Consider the following 18,869-nt stretch of genomic DNA (forward strand, 5'->3'; position numbering starts at 1 on the left):
CCCGCAAGCGCCCACCAGATCAGAAGAGAGGCACCATGGCCAATACCTCCTCGGCCAAAAAGGCAACGCGCAAGATCGCCCGTCGCGCAGCGATTAACAAGAACCGCCGCTCCCGCGTCCGAACCTACATCCGCCAGGTCGAAGAGGCGCTCGCGGCTGGCGACAAGGCGGCCGCACAGGCTGCCTTCAAGGTGGCCGAGCCGGAACTGATGCGCGCCGCGACCAAGGGCGTGGTGCACAAGAACACGGCATCGCGCAAGGTGTCGCGGTTGGCCCAACGGGTCAAGGTGCTGTCAGCCTGATATATCCATTCCTGAACTGCGCTACTTCAAACCCGGCCAATCGCGCCGGGTTTTTTCGTTTGCCGGCAAGTACTTAAAAGAAAGCCCGCAAAATGGCGCTCCGCGAGCATTTCAAAGTTCGAAATGCTTTGCCGGCATATACATGCCCGCTCATATTCGGAGCCTCCGAAACCGCCAATACGAAAATTTCCGAGCGTCACGGATTACCGTTTCCTTTCAGAAGCTTACCGATGGTGATCCACAGCTTGTTCACATCAGCTGCGGCCGATAGGCGACAATTGGCTGTCAAGTGAATTATTTCAGAAAATTTCGCGTTGTGTGGCCTTTTTCATATTCGCCGGAAAAGGGTTTGAATCACAATGGCTTTGTCAAAATCAACTATTGCAGCATGGCGTTCGAAACGTCCCTTGCTAGTCAGATTCCTTAAAAATCCGTTAGGGGTGGCCTTGCCCTATCCACAGCGATTTCGGTAAGGTCTGTCCATCGAAGGGATGGGCCCTTGGCCCTTGACCAGCCTGAAACCGGCCAGCTCAAATTGGCAGAGTTTACAGCGCGGATTCAACTCCGCGGACGGGGTTGGTTTGTCTTTTCGATACGGTAGGGGACTGGCGTAATTGTACATGGCAGGTCGACGGTGCGCCGGCGGTTTTTCGCCGGACGGCATTTTGTTGCCCTGACATGACCAAAGCGGATCGGCGCTTCGGCGCCGGACCGACAACGAGGCGATTCATCAGCCGGCGGCGGCGATGGTGTCGCAGCGAAGACACGGTCGCCGGAAACATGGATGCAGGAGGCGCATCCCCGGCGGAAAACAGGTACAAGAGACAAGGAACTCGATCATGCAGAGCGGCGGCATCGAAAGGGAGCTTACAGGCGACCTCCCATTTCCTGGAACGTTAGTCGGAAGGAACGACATGGCGGCTTCCAATGAAGCTGAACAGAAGTTCGATCGGGTCAAGGCCCAGTTGAAGGCGCGTCTGGGAACCGAGGTCTATTCGAGCTGGTTCGGGCGCATGAAGGTCGCTGAATCCTCTAAGGGCATTGTCCGCATCTCAGTGCCAACTGCATTCCTGCGTTCATGGATCAACGGCCACTATCTCGATCTCATCACCGAGTTGTGGAAGCACGAGGATCCGGAGATCCTCAAGATCGAGATCGTGGTTCGCACCGCCACACGGCAGGGCCGCAACAGCGTCGAGCCAGAAGTGGCGCCGGCGCGCAAGATGACCAGGCAGACGCAAACCGCGCTCTCTGCGGGCACGGCGAGCCCCAGCAGGGTCGAACGGGTCCCGGCACCCCGCCCGGGGATGCCGGCAGAAACCGAGTTCCGGCACAATGTTCTCGGTTCGCCGCTCGATCCACGCTACACTTTCACCTCCTTCATCGAAGGACCATCGAACCGAGTGGCTTTTGCCGCCGCCAAGGCGGTCGCGGAATCGCAGTCGAGCGCGGTGCGTTTCAATCCGCTCTTTCTTCACGCGACGGTCGGGCTGGGCAAAACGCATCTGTTGCAGGCGATCGCCGCAGAATCGCTGAAGCAGAATCCGAAATCGCGGGTCGTCTATCTTACGGCTGAGTATTTCATGTGGCGGTTCGCCACCGCGATCCGCGACAACAACGCACTGACGCTGAAAGAACAGCTGCGCGACATCGACCTCCTCATCATCGACGACATGCAGTTCCTGCAGGGCAAGTCGATCCAGCACGAATTCTGCCATTTGATCAACATGCTGCTCGACAGCGCCAAGCAGGTGGTGGTCGCTGCCGACCGGCCGCCGTCCGAATTGGAGTCGCTGGAGCCACGCGTCCGCTCGCGCCTCAACGGCGGCGTCGCGCTGGAAATGTCGGCCCCGGATTTCGCCATGCGTATCGGTATGCTCAAGCTCAGGCTTGCCACCGCCAAGCTCGACGATGCGTCGCTGGATATTTCCGAAGAGATACTCAACCACGTCGCCCGCACGGTGACCGGCAGCGGGCGCGAGCTCGAAGGTGCCTTCAACCAGCTTTTGTTTCGCCAATCCTTCGAACCGCAGATCACCATTGACCGCATCGACGAGATCCTCGGCCACATCTATCGTTCGGGTGAACCGAAGCGGGTGCGTATCGAGGACATCCAGCGCATCGTCGCGCGCCACTACAACGTGTCGAAGACCGAACTGCTGTCCAACCGGCGCACACGCACCATCGTCAAGCCGCGGCAGGTCGCTATGTATCTGTCGAAGGTGTTGACGCCGCGCTCGCTGCCGGAGATCGGGCGGCGGTTCGGCGGCCGCGACCATACGACCGTGCTGCATGCGGTGCGCAAAATCGAGGATCTTTCCGGTGCCGACAACACACTGGCGCAGGAACTCGAATTGCTGAGAAGGCTGATCAACGACCAGGCCTGATGGCCCGAAAAACGCCGGCTCGCGAACTTCGGCCTTTTTATCCCCAGAAAGCCCGCGCAGCCGGTCCGAACCGGTGGCGCGGGCTTGCGTTTGCCGGGTTTTTCCTGTCAGTTTACGCAGATTCTGAGCCTGTTCAGACCTTTCGCGGGGCGCCGCTTGCCGGAGACCCGTTCATTCATTCAAGCGAGCCTGTTTCGTCATGCGTGTTATCCTGGAACGGTCAAATCTCCTGAAGTCTCTCAACCATGTTCACCGCGTGGTCGAGCGGCGCAACACCATTCCGATCCTGTCGAACGTGCTGCTCAGCGCCGAGGGGGCCAGCCTTGAAATGAAGGCGACCGACCTCGACCTGGAGGTGACCGAAGCGACGCCGGCAAAGGTCGAACGCGGCGGGGCGACAACGGTCCCGGCGCATCTGCTCTACGACATCGTACGCAAGCTTGCCGACGGCGCGGAGGTGGCGCTGAAGACCGACGAAGACGGCAACGCCATGACGGTGACGTCGGGGCGCTCGAGCTTCCGCCTGCAGTGCCTGCCGCAGTCCGACTTTCCCGAACTTTCAGCCGGGTCGTTCTCGCATATCTTCCGGCTCGATTCCGTCGGACTAAAGGGCCTCATCGAAAAGACCCAGTTTGCCATCTCGACCGAGGAGACGCGCTATTATCTGAACGGCATATATCTGCACACGCACGAGACCGGCGGCAAGCTGAAGCTGCGCTCTGTCGCGACCGACGGCCACCGGCTGGCGCGCGCCGAGATCGATGCGCCGGCAGGCTCTGAGGGTATGCCTGGCGTCATCATCCCGCGAAAGACGGTCAGCGAACTGCAAAAGCTGGTCGACGATCCCGATGTTGCAGTCACCACCGAGTTGTCCGACACCAAGATCCGTTTCACCATCGGCAGCGTTATCTTGACCTCCAAGCTGATCGACGGCACTTTCCCGGACTACCAGCGCGTCATTCCGACCGGCAACGACAAGAAGCTGATTATCGATCGCCAGAGTTTCGCCGCTGCCGTCGATCGCGTTTCGACCATTTCGTCCGAACGCGGCCGGGCGGTGAAGCTTTCGATCGCCGAAGGACAGGTCACGCTTGCGGTCAACAACCCGGATTCGGGCAGTGCCACCGAGGAACTGGCGGCCGACTATTCGTCTGATCCGATCGAGATCGGCTTCAACGCCAAATACCTGCTCGACGTTGCCGCGCAACTGACCGGCACGGAGGCGAAGTTCATGCTGGCGGATGCCGGTTCCCCGACGCTGATCCACGATATGGCCGACGAGACCGCGCTCTACGTGCTGATGCCGATGCGGGTGTAGGGCCCGAACGGGGCCATCTTGCTGTCGTGACCAAATCTGCAAAACCGCAGCAGACCTACATAAGTAAGCTTACACTTACGAATTTCCGCAACTATGCGGCGTTGGCAATCGACCTTGATCCCGGCGCCGTGGTTTTTTCCGGCGACAATGGCGCCGGAAAAACCAATCTGCTTGAAGCGATCTCGCTGCTCACGCCTGGCCGCGGCTTGCGCCGCGCACCCTATGCCGAGGTGGCGCGCGAAGGCGGTGATGGTGGCTTTGCGCTGCATGCTCGGCTTGACGGGCCGGAAGGCCAGGTCGAGATCGGTACCGGAATAGCGGGCAGCGACGGCGAAGGCGGCCGGCGAGTGCGGATCAACGGCGCGGCGGCACGCTCAGCCGAAGACATGCTGGAATGGCTGCGCGTGGTCTGGTTGACACCGGCTATGGACGGCCTGTTCCCCGGGCCGGCGGCCGATCGTCGGCGCTTCCTCGACCGGCTGGTGCTTGCGATCGATCCCGGCCACGGCCAGCGCGCGCTTGACTACGAAAAGGCAATGCGCGGCCGCAACAGGCTGCTCGCCGACGGTTCGCGCGACAGTGCGTGGTTCGATGCAATCGAGATGCAAATGGCCGAGACCGGCGTGGCAATTGCCGCGGCGCGTGCCGAACTGGTGCGCCTGCTCGCCGCCATGATCGACCGGCTGCCCGGCGACGGACCGTTTCCGCAAGCCGACATCGGCATCTCGGGCGAACTGGAAGGCGAAATCGGTGTTTTACCGGCCGTCGACGTAGAGGAACGGTTCCGTCGCGCCCTTGCCCAGGGGCGCGACCGCGACCGCACCGCCGGGCGCACGCTCGACGGCCCGCACCGTACCGACCTCGTGGTGTGCCACCGGCCCAAAGCGATGCCAGCCGAGCTCTGTTCGACCGGCGAGCAGAAGGCGCTGCTGGTCGGCATCTTCTTATCGCATGCGCGGCTAACCGGCGAAATATCGGGCATGACGCCGATCCTGCTGCTCGACGAGATTGCCGCCCATCTCGACGGCGGTCGACGGGCGGCCTTGTTCTCGATCCTGGAGGAACTGAACTGCCAGGCCTTCATGACCGGGACCGATGCCGCGTTGTTTGACAGCCTCAAGGGACGAGCGCAGTTCCTGACCGTAGATCACGGTAAGGTCAGGCCGACCATTTGACCTTCGGCCATGGCGCATTTCCGAGCGGCACGTATTGATGCCTGACAAGTTTTTTCCTCCGTTATAAGGTCCGGGGATGATCGCAGCCGCCCTTACCGACGAAGAGCTCGAACGCTACGCCCGCCACATAGTGCTGCCCGAAATCGGCGGCGCCGGCCAGCAGCGGCTAAAGCGGGCGCGGGTGCTGGTCATCGGCGCCGGCGGATTGGGTGCGCCGGTGCTCGAATATCTCGCCGCTGCGGGCGTTGGCACGCTCGGTATCGTCGATGACGACCGTGTCTCCCTTTCCAACTTGCAACGACAAGTGATCCACGGCACGGACATGGTCGGCATGGCAAAGACCGACAGTGCCAAGGCTGCGATCACCCGCATCAATCCAAACGTCGTCGTGGAAGAGCATAATTTCAGGCTGACCGCAGACACAGCCCCTGCCCTCATCGCCCGTTATGACATCGTCGTTGACGGCTCCGACAATTTCGAGACACGATACGCAGTGGCCGATGCCTGCGCCGCCGAAAGCCGGCCGCTCGTGCATGCCGCCGTTGGCCGCTTCGACGGCTCGGTCACCGTATTGAAGCCTTTCGAGACCGGCCCGGACGGCAAGTCGAACCCAAGCTACCGCGATCTTTTTCCCGAAGCACCGCCGCCGGGACTGGTGCCGTCCTGCGCGGTGGCCGGCATTGTCGGCGCGCTGACCGGGGTCATCGGCACGCTGCAAGCAATGGAAGCGATCAAGCTGATCACCGGGATTGGCGAGCCGCTGGTCGGGCGACTGCTGCTCTACGATGCGCTGGCGGCACGCTTCGACACGATCCGCTACAAGCGAACCAGCCCGTGAGCCAGCCTGCCGAGGTCTCCATTGTGCAGCTTGCGGCCGATATTGACCGTTGGGACGAGGTCCTGGCTCTGATCATGCGCGCCTTCGCCTTCATGGACGGCGTCATTGACCCGCCGTCCTCGGCGCATCGACTTACCGTTGAAAATCTCAGGGCTAGAGCGCTGGAGGAGACAGCATTCCTGGCCCTGAAGGAAAACGAGATCGTCGGTTGCGTCTTCGTGCTTAAGCGCGCAGACGACCTCTATATTGGAAAGCTCGCGGTCGAGCCGACGCTTCAGGGACAAGGCGTCGGAAAACAGCTGATGCAGGCCGTCGAAGATCTTGCCCGCAGCCACAACAGGACCGCCATCGAGCTCCAGACCCGGATCGAGCTGACCGGAAATCACGCAGCCTTTGCCCGCCTCGGTTTTCGTGAAACCGAACGGACGGCGCACAAGGGCTACGACCGGCCGACCTCGATCACCATGCGCAAGATGCTTCCCGTAAGCAAACGCTATCCAAAGACGAACGCTCGATTGCCGCGGCAAGACCATGCCGGCGCGATGGCAGGTCACGCCCTCAGCGGCAGCACGCGGTCGGGCGGGCGATGACCGTCGAAGAAGGCGCGGATGTTGATGATTACCTTCTCGCCCATGTCGATACGGCCTTCGAGGGTCGCCGAGCCCATATGCGGCAACAGCACGACCTTGCCTTTGTGAGCAAGTTTCAGCAGCTTGCTGTTCAGCGCCGGCTCGTGCTCGTAGACGTCGAGGCCTGCGCCGGCGATCTTGCCGTCATGGATGAGCTTGACCAACGATTCCTCGTCAATGATATCGCCGCGCGCGGTGTTGACTATGTAAGCTGACGGTTGCAGAAGCGCCAGCCGCCGCGCCGAAAGCAGGTGGAAGGTTGCCGGTGTCGATGGGCAATTGACCGAGATAATGTCCATGCGGGCGAGCATCTGGTCGAGGCTTTCCCAATATGTCGCTTCCAACTCGTCCTCGATTGCCGGAAGCACGCGGTGGCGGTTGTGGTAGTGGATCGAGAGGCCAAAGGCCTTGGCGCGCCTGGCGACGGCGGTGCCGATGCGACCCATGCCGACAATGCCGAGCCGTTTGCCCCAGATGCGCCGGCCGAGCATCCAAGTCGGCGACCAGCCCGCCCATTTCTTGTCGCCGGTCAGCACGTTGGCGCCTTCGGCCAGCCGCCGCGGCACGGCCAGCATTAGCGCCATCGTCATGTCGGCCGTATCTTCGGTCAACACGTTCGGCGTGTTGGTGACGGTGATGCCTTTCTTGGCCGCTGCCGCAACATCGATCTTGTCAACGCCATTGCCAAAATTGGCGATCAGCTTGAGGTTGTCGCCAGCCTGGGCAATCAGCGCCGCATCGATATTGTCGGTCACGGTCGGCACCAGCACGTCGGCCTCCTTGACCGCCGCCACCAATTCCGGCTGCGTCATCGGCCTGTCCTCGACATTCAAGCGGGCGTCGAACAACTCGCGCATGCGGGTCTCGACCGGGTCGGGCAATTTGCGCGTGATGATGACGAGGGGCTTCTTTTTGCCTGCCATTGTTTCCTCGAACCCGATCTCGTTGAGACCTCTTTAACCAAGAACGGCGAAACTGAGAGCCGATCGCGGTACCGGTCATTCATGTAACAAGCGGTTCCGCCGAAGACAAAGAAAAAGGGGCGAAGGCCGATGGGCCGGCGCCGAAAGGAACGAAAGTGTCTGGTTTCGCGTCGCTCCGCCTGACCCTCCGTGCAGCATTCCTCGGCGCTCTCATCCATAGCCCACTGGTGATGGCGCAAAGTGCCGCGGCACCCGCCCAGAGCGTCACGCTCGGACCAAGCGGCTTGCCGCTGCCGCGCTTCGTCAGCCTGAAATCCGGCCGCGTCAACTCGCGCGTTGGGCCGGGCGTCAATTATTCCGTCGACTGGATGTATATGAAGCCAGGCCTGCCGATGGAGATCATCCAGGAGTTCGATACGTGGCGCCGTGTGCGCGATGCCGACGGCTCGGAAGGCTGGATCAATCAGTCGCTGCTTTCGGGCCGCCGCACGGCGATCGTCGCCCCCTGGCAGCGCGGCAAGGACGCTCGCGTCAACCTCCTGGACGACCCGGCAAAAGATGCTGGCGTCATCGCGATCCTCGAACCGGGGGTGATGGGCACGATCAAGTCCTGCGATGGCCAGTGGTGCGAAATGACCTTCGACGGTCATACCGGCTGGCTCGCGCAGTCGCTCGTCTGGGGTGCCTATCCCGGCGAAAAGGTCAAGAACTGACGTTTTCGGGACCGCAGGTCGGGCCAGCACGGCAAGCACCGGATCCGGCACTTGTTTCGCTGATCTTCGGTTCGGGGATGGTTTAGTGGCCGATGCGGCCGAGATGGGTATCCTGGAAGCTGCTCGACAGCTTCAAGCCATATCGCAGAGCGCGGTCAACGGCGATGTGGGCGATCCAGATCAGCGCAACAGCCATCGCCATTGCATTGTCAAAGACGTTGCCGACAAGCGCCAGCAGAACGGGCAAGATCATTATGTGCAAGGCGTTGTAGGCGACGGCCCCGACGCGCGGCCCGGCCATGTAGCCCAGCATCGACAGGTCGGGCGCCAGAATGAGCACGGCAAATAACCACCAGGAAACACCAGCGATCGCATAGAAAACAAGAGCCGCCACCGCGACTGCGACCCATTCGAGCCGGAGCGTCAAATCCAGGAATTCATAAGGCGCCGGTCAGTCGCAGCGTTTCGGACGCAGTCTCACCACGATATCGACATTGGCGATCTCCATGCCTTCCGGCGGTTCCGGCAGGTTGGAAACCGTCACCGGGCCGCTGTCGATATCGAAGATCCTGTTTTCGCCCTCGATATAGAAATGATGGTGATCGGAGGTGTTGGTGTCGAAATAAGTCTTCGATCCCTCGACGGCAAGGATGCGCAGAAGACCGGCCTGGGTAAACTGGTGCAGAGCATTGTAGACGGTGGCCAGAGACACCGGCACGCCGGCGGCAAGCGCCTCCTCGTGCAGTTCCTCGGCCGAAAGATGGCGGTCGCCCTTGGCGAAAAGCAGATCGGCCAGCGCGATGCGCTGGCGTGTCGGCCTCAGACCGGCCTCGCGAACCCGCTTGTCCACAGCGACATTATCCTTCCGGCAACCCAGATCCATCTATCCGTCGCGCTCACAGTTGCGCCTCAGACACGTCCAAAATGGCAGAAATTGAGCATCTGCCGAAACTGGACGTGTCCTGACATATATTCTGTCGGCCGAATGCGATCAATAGCGCGCATTGACCCGGGCAGACGGGCAGGTTAAGCGCAAACGCCGGTTTCCGGCCTGAAACAGATTGTGTTAGGAAACCACCGACAAGGGCGCCTTTCGCCCGGGACGATCACGGGGACGAGATTGATGGCGGGTTCGAAATCCAGCTACGGTTACGAGGAATTGCTTGCCTGCGCCCGCGGCGAGCTGTTCGGACCGGGAAATGCGCAGCTGCCCTATCCGCCGATGCTGATGTTCGACCGCATCACCGAGATCAGCGAAACTGGCGGTGCGTTCGACAAGGGTTTCATCCGCGCGGAGTTCGATATCAAGCCGGATTTGTGGTTTTTCGCCTGCCATTTCATCGGCAATCCGATCATGCCGGGATGCCTGGGCCTGGACGCCATGTGGCAGTTGACGGGGTTCTATCTCGGATGGCTCGGTGAACCCGGCAAGGGGATGGCACTGTCGACCGGTGAGGTGAGGTTCAAAGGGATGGTCACGCCAACGGTCAAGAAGGTGGAGTATGGCGTCGACTTCAAGCGGGTGATGCGCGGTCGGCTTGTGCTTGGTATCGCCGATGGCTGGCTGAAGGCAGATGGCGAGCCCATATATGCGGCAACGGATCTGAAGGTCGGTCTTTCCAAGCAATTGGCCGCCGTCTGAACGAAGACCCTACAGTGCCACGCCTTGGACGTCCAAAGGACGCTGTAGCACTTTAATTTTTGCGCATGGTTCCGTTCCGGAAATCGATTTCAGGTTTCGGAGGTCCGCGCTGGAAGGAGTTGCGAATGAGACGGGTCGTAGTCACAGGTCTCGGCATCGTATCGTCGATAGGCAATAATGCCAACGAGGTGCAGACCTCGCTGCACGATGCCAGATCCGGCATCAGCTTCTCCGACTCTTTCGCCGAGCATGGCTTCCGTTGCCGGGTGTGGGGTGCGCCGACGCTGGATCCGTCGGGCATGATCGACCGTCGCGCCATGCGCTTCCTGTCGCAGGGTGCTGCCTGGAACCATGTCGCGATGGACCAGGCGATCGCAGATGCCGGCCTCGACGAGACCGACATCACCAACGAGCGCACCGGCATCGTGATGGGCTCCGGCGGACCGTCGACCCGTGCAATCGTCGAGGCGGCCGAGACCACGATCAAAAACGGCAGCCCCAAGCGGATCGGCCCGTTCGCGGTGCCAAAAGCGATGTCGTCGACCGCGTCGGCGACGCTTGCCACCTGGTTCAAGATCCACGGCGTCAACTATTCCATCTCATCGGCCTGCTCGACGTCAGCGCATTGCATCGGCAATGGCTACGAGCTGATCCAGTGGGGCAAGCAGGACATCGTCTTCGCCGGCGGCCATGAGGATCTCGACTGGACGATGTCGGATCTCTTCGATGCCATGGGTGCCATGTCGTCCAAGTTCAACGACAGGGCATCGGTCGCCTCCCGCGCCTATGACGTCGATCGCGACGGATTCGTCATTGCCGGCGGCGCCGGCGTGCTGATTCTTGAAGAGCTCGAGCACGCAAAAGCGCGCGGCGCCAAGATCTATGCCGAGATCGTCGGCTATGGCGCCACATCGGACGGCTACGACATGGTGGCGCCATCGGGCGAAGGCGCGGCACGCTGCATGCGACAGGCAATGGCGACCGTCACTTCACCAGTCGACTACATCAATACGCACGGCACCTCGACGCCGGTCGGCGACTCCAAGGAAATGGGCGCCATCCGCGAGGTGTTCGGAGAGGAAATGCCTTTCATCACATCGACGAAATCGCTGACCGGCCATTCGCTAGGTGCGGCCGGCGTGCAGGAATCGATCTACTCGATCCTGATGATGCAAGGCGGCTTCATCGGCGAGAGCGCCCACATCGAGAACCTCGATCCGGAATTCGAAGGCATGCCGATCGTGCGCAAGCGCATCGACGACGCAAGGATCGACACTGTTTTGTCCAATTCGTTCGGTTTCGGTGGCACCAACGCTACGCTGATTTTCCAGCGCTATTCCGCATAAGGATTTGCCGACCATGGACGGATTGATGAACGGCAAGCGCGGGCTTGTCATGGGTGTCGCCAACGATCATTCCATTGCCTGGGGTATCGCCCGCAAACTGTCCGAACATGGCGCGGAACTCGCCTTCACCTATCAGGGCGACGCCTTCGGACGCCGGGTCAAGCCGCTCGCCGAGAAGCTGGGCGCATCGCTCGTGGTGCCTTGCGACGTCGAGGACAGCGCGTCGGTCGCCGCCACCTTCGAGACCTTGGGCAAGGCGTGGGGCGGGCTGGACTTCATCGTTCACGCCATCGGCTTTTCCGACAAGAACGAGCTGAAAGGCCTCTACGCCGACACCAGCCGCGACAATTTCATCCGCACCATGGTGATCTCCTGCTATTCCTTCACCGAGGTTGCCCGCCACGCCGCCACGTTGATGAAGGACGGCGGCTCGATGATCACGCTGACTTATGCGGGTTCGGTTCGCGTCATGCCGAACTACAACGTCATGGGTGTTGCCAAGGCCGGGCTGGAGGCCAGCGTCCGCTATCTAGCCAACGACTACGGCCCGCGCGGCATCAGGGTGAACGGCATATCGGCGGGACCAGTACGGACGCTTGCGGGCGCCGGGATTTCCGACGCACGCCACATGTTCTCCTACCAGCAGCGCAACTCGCCGCTACGCCGTACGGTGACGATCGACGAAGTCGGCGGCTCCGCGCTCTATTTGCTGTCCGACCTGTCCTCCGGCGTCACCGGCGAAATCCACTATGTCGATTCCGGCTATCACATCGTGTCCATGCCGACGCTTGACGAGTTGAAGCAGACTGACGCCGGACGGGAATAGCGCGAGCGACGTGTCGCCGGCTTGCGCCGCAGCGTTTCAGCGTCGCGCCGAGAAGACCTTAAACATGCCATCACGGGCGAGCTCCGCATGGCTGGAGAAGGCGGCCGCCAGCACCGGTTCGTAGGGAAGCTGACGGTTTGCCACCATGAACAGCCGGCCGCCCGGCTTCAGCGCTTTGCCTGCCGCGCGGATCATACCGGCACCGATTTCCGGCTCAGTCGCCCGGCTGCGGTGAAAGGGCGGGTTCATGACGACCACATCGTAGCGGCGCTCGACCGGTTCGCTCAAAAGATCTGTCCAGAAGAAACGTGGCTCCACGCCTGTGTTGCCGACATTGGTTTTGGCCGCCTCCAGCGCCTCGAAATCCGCTTCGTAAAGGTCAAGCGCCGATATGCCGGGTGAGCGGGCGGCGACCTCGGCAGCGACATAGCCCCAACCGGCACAGAAATCCGCAACGCTGCCACGCAGATCGTTGGGCAGATTTTCGACCAGCAGCTTCGATCCCGCATCGATCTTGTCGAAGGAAAACATGCCTGGGGCCGTGCGGAAGTGGTCCTCGACCACCAAGTCCGGATTGGCGGCGCGAAGCGTTGCCGCGGCAACGGTATCGGTCGGCCGGCGAAACCAGAAGGCAATGCCGTGATGCTTCGGCAGATGGCCTTCGAGCCGCACAAGGGCGCCGACATGCTTGCGCAGGCTGGCGATGCCATCGTCCTTGCCGCCGGCGACGACGATCAACCCGCCTGGTGCCACGCGTTTGACCGCTTCGGCGACGCGCAACTCGTTTTGGCCGCGATGGCGGCCGGCGAGCACAAATGCCGTGTCGAAAGCCTCGCCTTCGACCTGCGGCATGACAGTGAAGCCGGATGCCTGCAAGGCACGAAAATGCGGCCTGAAGCCTTGGACGAGATGAAGCTTGGCATGAAAGCCTTCGGGTAAGCGAAAGCCGGGCTCGGCACCGAGAAAGAGAATGCATTCATCCTTTCGTGGCAGGGACACAGCCCCCGCCTCGAATGGATGGAAAAGCGTCTTCAGCGGCTCGGCGGACATTCACCACTCTTGAACTGCAAGGCTGTTGTTGAATGCAAACGGGCGCGACCTTCCGGCGCGCCCGCTTCGATTGCATAGTTAGATCAGCTTAGGCGGCGTTTTCTTCGCCTTCGCTCTTTTTGTCGCGAGCGATTTCCTTGCCGGTGGCCTGGTCGACGACCTTCATCGACAGGCGGACCTTGCCGCGCTCGTCGAAGCCCATCAGCTTGACCCAGACCTTGTCGCCTTCCTTGACGACATCGGAGGTCTTGGCGACACGATCATTGGCGAGCTGCGAGATGTGGACGAGACCGTCACGCGGGCCGAAGAAGTTGACGAAAGCGCCGAAGTCGGCGGTCTTGACGACCGTGCCTTCGTAGATCTCCCCGACTTCCGGCTCAGCGACGATGGTGTGTATCCACTTCTTCGCCGCCTCGATCTCCTTGGCGTTGGCCGAAGCGATCTTGACCGTGCCGTCATCCTCAATGTTGATCTTGGCACCGGTCTTTTCGACGATTTCGCGGATGACCTTCCCGCCCGAGCCGATCACATCGCGGATCTTGTCGGTCGGAATGTGCATGACCTCGATGCGCGGTGCGAACTCGCCGAGCTCGGCACGCGCGCCGGACAGGGCATGGGCCATTTCGCCAAGAATGTGCTGACGGCCTTCCTTGGCCTGGTCGAGGGCGATCTTCATGATCTCCTCGGTGATGCCCTCGATCTTGATGTCCATCTGCAGCGAGGTGATGCCGTAGGCGGTGCCGGCAACCTTGAAGTCCATGTCGCCGAGGTGGTCCTCGTCGCCAAGAATGTCGGAGAGCACGGCGAAGCGCTCGCCTTCCTTGATCAGGCCCATTGCAATACCGGCGACCGGCTTGGCCAGCGGCACGCCGGCATCCATCAGCGCCAGCGAGGTGCCGCAGACGGTAGCCATCGATGACGAACCGTTGGACTCGGTGATCTCCGAAACGACGCGCAACGTATAGGGGAACTGGTCGGCGGTCGGCAGCATCGGCCGGATGGCGCGCCAGGCGAGCTTGCCATGACCGATTTCGCGACGGCCCGGCGAACCCATGCGGCCGGTTTCACCGACCGAATAGGGAGGGAAGTTGTAGTGCAGGAGGAACTTCTCCTTGTACATGCCGGTCAGCGAATCGACATACTGCTCGTCCTCGCCGGTGCCGAGCGTGGCGACGACCAGTGCCTGGGTCTCGCCACGGGTGAACAACGCCGAGCCGTGCGTGCGCGGCAGGACGCCGACTTCCGAGACGATCTTGCGGACCGTCTTCAGGTCGCGGCCGTCGATGCGCGAGCCGGTGTCGAGGATGTTCCAGCGCACGACCTTGGCCTGGAGCTCCTTGAACACGGTGCCGATCTGTTCGGACGTGTATTTGGCCTCTTCGCCTTCTGCCGGCGCGAACGCCGCCTTGACCTTCGCCTTGACGGCGTCGACGGCGGCATAGCGCTTCTGCTTGTCGGTGATCTTATAGGCGTCGCGAAGCTCGCCTTCGACGATCTTGAGCATCTCGGCTTCAAGTGCGGAATAGTCCGGGGCGGTGAAGTCGCGCGGGTCCTTGGCCGCGACTTCAGCCAGCTTGATGATCGCGTCGATCACCGGCTGGAAGCCCCTGTGGCCGAACATGACGGCGCCCAGCATAAGGTCCTCGCCGAGTTCCTTGGCTTCGGACTCGACCATCAGCACGGCGTCGGCGGTGCCGGCGACGACCAGGTCGAGCTTCGATTCTTGCATCTCGTCGACGTGCGGGTTGAGCACATATTCGCCGTTGATGTACCCGACGCGGGCGCCGCCGACCGGGCCCATGAACGGCACGCCGGACAAGGTCAGGGCGGCGGAGGTGGCGACGATCGACAGGATGTCCGGATCATTTTCGAGATCGTGCTGGACGACAGTGACAACGATCTGGGTGTCGTTCTTGTAGCCTTCGGCGAAGAGCGGCCGGATCGGGCGGTCGATCAGGCGGGAAACCAGCGTTTCTTTCTCGCTCGGACGGCCTTCCCGCTTGAAATAGCCACCCGGGATCTTGCCTGCGGCGTAGGTCTTTTCCTGGTAGTTGACCGTCAGCGGGAAGAAATCGAGGCCGGGTTTCGGCTCCTTCATCGAGACGACGGTGGCGAGAACCTTGGTTTCGCCGTAGGTGGCCAGCACCGCGCCATCAGCCTGACGCGCGATCTTGCCGGTTTCGAGAATGAGCGGGCGGCCGCCCCATTCGATTTCCACTTTGTGGTAATTGAACATGTCTTGTCCTTCGTATGCGGAAAGGGCCGCGCCGTTTCAGCGTGCGCGGATGCCCCTTTCCCTTGGCTTCCTTTCTCGGGCAGCCACGGGCAAGACAACGGGAAGCTCGGCTATTCGGCGCGGTGCCGCACGAGCGTCCTGCAATCCTGCCCCATGACCGTCCATGGGCGGTTTCGAGTGGCCCTCTGCTGTTTCGAAACCGGGTTGGCCAATCGATCCGACTGGCCTTGCGCGTGAACCCGAAAACCAGGTTTTCGGAAAGTATCCTGCGCAAATCTAGAACTTCAGAGCGTCCTTTGCGCAGCCAAACCGGTGCGCGGCGCTCTGCTTTCTTCATTGGAGCCTTGGATGATCCGATGCTCCAATGCGCGACCGGCGGGCTCTCGAAAGAACCCGCCGGTCAATTCGTCAACGGCGCAGACCGAGCTTCTCGATCAGCGTCTGATAGCGCGCGTCGTCCTTGCGCTTGAGATAATCAAGCAGGCTGCGGCGCTGGGAAACGAGAGCGAGCAGACCACGGCGGGAATGGTTATCCTTCTTGTGGTCCTTGAAATGATCGGTCAGGTTCTTGATGCGCTCGGAAAGGATGGCCACCTGGACTTCCGGAGACCCGGTATCGCCCTTGGCGGTTGCGAATTCGCCCATCAATTCCTTCTTGCGTTCGGCTGTAATCGACATCGTGTTTTTCCTTGTCTGTTTGAGGAAACGGGACGCCCTCAGCCGGGATGTCGTCCAGCAGGGGCCGGTGCAAGCAACGCGTCAAAGCGCGAAGCTGCGGCGCATATAGTGCAATTCCGACAAAAAGGCCAGCCTAATTCACAAGCCGGCTTTTCGCTGCATAAACGGGCACTTCCGCCTAGTCAGAGCCATTTCTTCCATTTGAAGTACGCAAAGAGCCCGACCGCAACAAACGCCATGAAGGCGAGCGACAGGGGATAGCCGTAATAGGCCTTCAGCTCCGGCATATTCCAGGGCGAGGTGTCGGGGTCGAAATTCATGCCCCATACGCCGACGAGAAAGGTAAGCGGCATGAAGATCACCGAGACGATCGTCAGATAGCTGATGACGTCGTTGGTGCGCGCCTGGCTGAGCGACAAGTGCATCTCGATCAGGCCTGTCAGCATATCGCGCTGGGTTTCGACCAGTTCGATCAATCGCAGCGAATGATCGAGCGTGTCGTTCAGGAATATCTTGGTTTCGGCCTTCACATAGGGCACGTCGTTGCGGATCATGGTCGCCAGCGCATCGCGCATCGGCCAAAGCACGCCCTTCAGCACATTGGCATCGCGCCGCAATTCGTGAAGCTGCCGCATCTGGTGCTTGTGCGCCTGGTGCAGCATCTGGTCCTCGATGCTGTCGACCAATTCGCCAGCAGCCTCGATCGGCGGGAAATAGCTGTCGACGATGGCGTCGATCAAAGCATAGGCGAGATAGTCGGCGCCGCGCGAGCGCAAGCGGTTGGGCACCGAGCTTGCGATCCGCTTGCGCACGGGATCGAACGGGTCGCCTTCGCGCTCCTGGAAGGTGACGACGAAGGTCTTGCCGAAGAAGACGGCGATCTGTTCGTAACGGTGCGCGGTGACGTCGTCGATCATCCTGACGACGACAAAGGCGTGGTCCTCGAAGAAATCCACCTTCGGCCGCTGACCGGTGTTGACGACGTCTTCCAGCGCCAGCGGATGCAGGTTGAAAATCCGGCCGATCTCCTCGATCAGCTGGATATTGGCGAGGCCTGTGCAGTCGAGCCAGATGACCGGCCAATTGTGGCAATGGGTGTTGACGTCGTCGATGCTGGCATTGTCGATCGTCTTGAACTTCTCGGGCGAGATCAACGTCAGCCTGAGCTCGGAGCGGCGCGCCGCCGGGTCGGCGATCAGCGTGCCCGGCGAAGCCCCGACCGGCGGCCTCCGTGTTTTGAGCGCCGCTCGTTTGTTGACCGTGTCAGCCTTTGCCATGTGCCCCCTCGAGTGCAGCGTCGAACGGCACTACAGCGCAGCGCATCCTTTCGGACGGCAAACGGCACCGTAGCCCCGTTGATTTAACGCATGATCGTTTCCCAAAATAGAATCCGGTTTGGAGATCATGCGCCGGGCGACAGCTGTTACCCGATAAAGACCCGCTTTGGCTTGAACATGCCTTGCTCGATAGCGCCGATGGCGACCAACTTGCCGCGCGCGGTGGCGCAGGCCTCCTCCGCTTCCACCGGCGCGTTACGGCCGCGAATGATGACCGGATTGCCGAGGCGGATTTTGGTTGCCGCATCATCGCTGATCGCGACCTGCGGCAGGCATTCGAGCGCGGCGGCGGTGTCGACCAGAAGTGCATCGATGGCACCGAAGTCGGTCGTGGCGTCCGCTGCTTGCGGCTCGCCCTGCTCGCCGAAGCGGGCGGCTTCCAGCTCGGCCAGGGTGACGAAATCTTCCTGCGTGAACGGCTCGACCTCGACCCGCCGCAGCTCGGCAATGTGGCCGAAGCAGCCGAGGTCGCGGCCCATGTCGCGGGCCAGCGAGCGGACATAGGTGCCCTTGCCGCATTCGACCTCGAAGATGGTGCGATCGGCCATGTGTTCGACCAGGTCGAGCCGGCCGATCTCGACCTCACGTGCCGGAATGTCGATCGTCTCGCCATCGCGGGCAAGGTCGTAGGCGCGCTCGCCGGCGATCTTGATCGCCGAAAATTGCGGCGGTGTCTGCATGATGACGCCGGTATATTTCGAAAGCAGCGCCCGTACGTCGGCTTCCGCCGGACGGCGGTCCGAGCTTTTGGTCGCCGGGCCTTCGAGGTCGTCTGTCGAACGCTCCTCGCCCCAGGCAACCGTGAAGCGGTAGACCTTGGCGCCGTCCTGGACGTAAGGCACGGTCTTGGTCGCTTCGCCGAGCGCGATCGGCAGCATGCCGGACGCGAGCGGGTCGAGCGTGCCGGCGTGGCCGGCCTTTTCCGCCTGGAACAGCCATTTGATCTTGGACACGGCTTCGGTCGAGCCCATGCCGACCGGCTTGTCCAGTACCAGCCAGCCCGAGATCGGCCGGCCCTTCTTCTTGCCGCGACGCGCCACTATTCGCTATCCTTCCGGTCGTCTTTGTCTTTGTCGTCGGCGCTGAGATCGCGCGCCACTTCGGGCGAGTGCAGCAATTCGTTGATCTTCTGGAAATTGTCGTAGCTGGTGTCGAGCCGGAAGCGGAATTCCGGCATGTACTTCATCTGCCGCAGCGCGCCGGAGACACGGCCGCGGACGAACTTCGCATGCTTGTTGAGCGCTTCGACCACCACGCCGGCATCCTTGGCGCCAAGCGGCGAGACGAAGGCGGTGGCGATCTTCAGATCGGGCGACATACGCACTTCGGAAACCGAGACCACGGCATTCTCGATCAGCGGATCGAGAATTTCGCCGCGCTGCAAGGTCTCGGACAGCGCATGGCGCACCTGCTCGCCGACGCGCAGCATGCGCTGGGATGGGCCAGCTGTTGATGGTCTTGGCATGAAA

Annotated in this window: 18 protein-coding genes and 1 pseudogene; 10 read left to right on the plus strand and 9 right to left on the minus strand. The window is 61.5% G+C overall.

Annotated features, from left to right (window positions below):
- The first annotated feature begins 35 nt into the window (after positions 1–35).
- The 6 genes and pseudogenes from rpsT to NKJ72_RS04165 form a co-directional block, all read left to right on the plus strand.
- Complete coding sequence (gene rpsT, locus NKJ72_RS04140) at positions 36–302, plus strand: 30S ribosomal protein S20 (RefSeq protein ID WP_023676922.1); 267 nt, start codon at positions 36–38, stop codon at positions 300–302.
- Between the two features lie 839 nt (positions 303–1,141).
- Positions 1,142–2,689, plus strand: a complete 1,548-nt coding sequence (gene dnaA, locus NKJ72_RS04145) for a chromosomal replication initiator protein DnaA (protein ID WP_502894179.1) — start codon at positions 1,142–1,144, stop codon at positions 2,687–2,689.
- A 199-nt stretch (positions 2,690–2,888) separates the two neighbouring features.
- The gene (dnaN, locus tag NKJ72_RS04150; protein WP_352475963.1) at positions 2,889–4,007 is read left to right on the plus strand and encodes a DNA polymerase III subunit beta; all 1,119 of its coding nucleotides are present in this window, start codon (positions 2,889–2,891) and stop codon (positions 4,005–4,007) included.
- Positions 4,008–4,033: 26 nt separating this feature from the next.
- On the plus strand, positions 4,034–5,182 hold the full coding sequence (gene recF, locus NKJ72_RS04155; protein ID WP_352475964.1) for a DNA replication/repair protein RecF: 1,149 nt from the start codon (positions 4,034–4,036) through the stop codon (positions 5,180–5,182).
- 76 nt (positions 5,183–5,258) lie between these two features.
- Complete coding sequence (locus NKJ72_RS04160) at positions 5,259–6,020, plus strand: molybdopterin-synthase adenylyltransferase MoeB (protein WP_352475965.1); 762 nt, start codon at positions 5,259–5,261, stop codon at positions 6,018–6,020.
- Positions 6,017–6,499: pseudogene (locus NKJ72_RS04165) on the plus strand (GNAT family N-acetyltransferase); the annotation flags it as partial. The gene NKJ72_RS04160 and the pseudogene NKJ72_RS04165, both read left to right, overlap by 4 nt.
- A gap of 71 nt (positions 6,500–6,570) precedes the next feature.
- Here the strand turns inward: NKJ72_RS04165 and NKJ72_RS04170 are convergent.
- Positions 6,571–7,572, minus strand: coding sequence for a 2-hydroxyacid dehydrogenase (locus tag NKJ72_RS04170; protein ID WP_254816279.1), 1,002 nt, complete (start codon positions 7,570–7,572; stop codon positions 6,571–6,573).
- A gap of 155 nt (positions 7,573–7,727) precedes the next feature.
- Between NKJ72_RS04170 and NKJ72_RS04175 the strand changes: the two genes are divergently transcribed.
- Complete coding sequence (locus tag NKJ72_RS04175; RefSeq protein WP_352475966.1) at positions 7,728–8,285, plus strand: SH3 domain-containing protein; 558 nt, start codon at positions 7,728–7,730, stop codon at positions 8,283–8,285.
- An 82-nt stretch (positions 8,286–8,367) separates the two neighbouring features.
- On the opposite strand, the gene NKJ72_RS04180 is transcribed toward NKJ72_RS04175, so the two are convergent.
- Positions 8,368–8,718, minus strand: a complete 351-nt coding sequence (locus tag NKJ72_RS04180) for a DUF4260 domain-containing protein (protein ID WP_352476077.1) — start codon at positions 8,716–8,718, stop codon at positions 8,368–8,370.
- Positions 8,719–8,736: 18 nt separating this feature from the next.
- Positions 8,737–9,168, minus strand: coding sequence for an iron response transcriptional regulator IrrA (gene irrA / locus NKJ72_RS04185; protein ID WP_023676913.1), 432 nt, complete (start codon positions 9,166–9,168; stop codon positions 8,737–8,739).
- Positions 9,169–9,408: 240 nt separating this feature from the next.
- On the opposite strand from irrA, the gene fabA reads away from it, so the two are divergent.
- From fabA to fabI, 3 genes are all read left to right on the plus strand, one after another.
- Positions 9,409–9,927 (plus strand): 3-hydroxyacyl-[acyl-carrier-protein] dehydratase FabA, encoded by a 519-nt coding sequence (gene fabA / locus NKJ72_RS04190; protein WP_352475967.1) that lies wholly within the window; start codon positions 9,409–9,411, stop codon positions 9,925–9,927.
- 125 nt (positions 9,928–10,052) lie between these two features.
- The gene (gene fabB, locus NKJ72_RS04195) at positions 10,053–11,273 is read left to right on the plus strand and encodes a beta-ketoacyl-ACP synthase I (RefSeq protein WP_352475968.1); all 1,221 of its coding nucleotides are present in this window, start codon (positions 10,053–10,055) and stop codon (positions 11,271–11,273) included.
- Between the two features lie 13 nt (positions 11,274–11,286).
- Positions 11,287–12,099: an enoyl-ACP reductase FabI gene (gene fabI / locus NKJ72_RS04200; RefSeq protein ID WP_352475969.1), complete on the plus strand. Its 813-nt coding sequence runs from the start codon at positions 11,287–11,289 to the stop codon at positions 12,097–12,099.
- A gap of 36 nt (positions 12,100–12,135) precedes the next feature.
- Here the strand turns inward: fabI and NKJ72_RS04205 are convergent, their stop codons facing one another.
- The 6 genes from NKJ72_RS04205 to rbfA form a co-directional block, all read right to left on the minus strand.
- Positions 12,136–13,149: a class I SAM-dependent methyltransferase gene (locus NKJ72_RS04205; protein WP_352475970.1), complete on the minus strand. Its 1,014-nt coding sequence runs from the start codon at positions 13,147–13,149 to the stop codon at positions 12,136–12,138.
- 88 nt (positions 13,150–13,237) lie between these two features.
- Positions 13,238–15,385 (minus strand): polyribonucleotide nucleotidyltransferase, encoded by a 2,148-nt coding sequence (gene pnp / locus NKJ72_RS04210; protein WP_254816273.1) that lies wholly within the window; start codon positions 15,383–15,385, stop codon positions 13,238–13,240.
- Positions 15,386–15,793: 408 nt separating this feature from the next.
- A complete protein-coding gene (rpsO, locus tag NKJ72_RS04215; protein ID WP_280940423.1) occupies positions 15,794–16,105 on the minus strand; it encodes a 30S ribosomal protein S15 in 312 nt (103 codons plus the stop codon).
- Between the two features lie 140 nt (positions 16,106–16,245).
- Positions 16,246–17,340: a magnesium/cobalt transporter CorA gene (gene corA, locus NKJ72_RS04220; RefSeq protein ID WP_352475971.1), complete on the minus strand. Its 1,095-nt coding sequence runs from the start codon at positions 17,338–17,340 to the stop codon at positions 16,246–16,248.
- Between the two features lie 146 nt (positions 17,341–17,486).
- Positions 17,487–18,440: a tRNA pseudouridine(55) synthase TruB gene (gene truB / locus NKJ72_RS04225; protein ID WP_352475972.1), complete on the minus strand. Its 954-nt coding sequence runs from the start codon at positions 18,438–18,440 to the stop codon at positions 17,487–17,489.
- Complete coding sequence (gene rbfA, locus NKJ72_RS04230) at positions 18,440–18,865, minus strand: 30S ribosome-binding factor RbfA (protein WP_352475973.1); 426 nt, start codon at positions 18,863–18,865, stop codon at positions 18,440–18,442. Before rbfA ends, truB begins: the two co-directional genes overlap by 1 nt.
- Positions 18,866–18,869: the final 4 nt, after the last annotated feature.

This window comes from Mesorhizobium sp. M0045 (assembly GCF_040323385.1).
Lineage (GTDB): Bacteria > Pseudomonadota > Alphaproteobacteria > Rhizobiales > Rhizobiaceae > Mesorhizobium.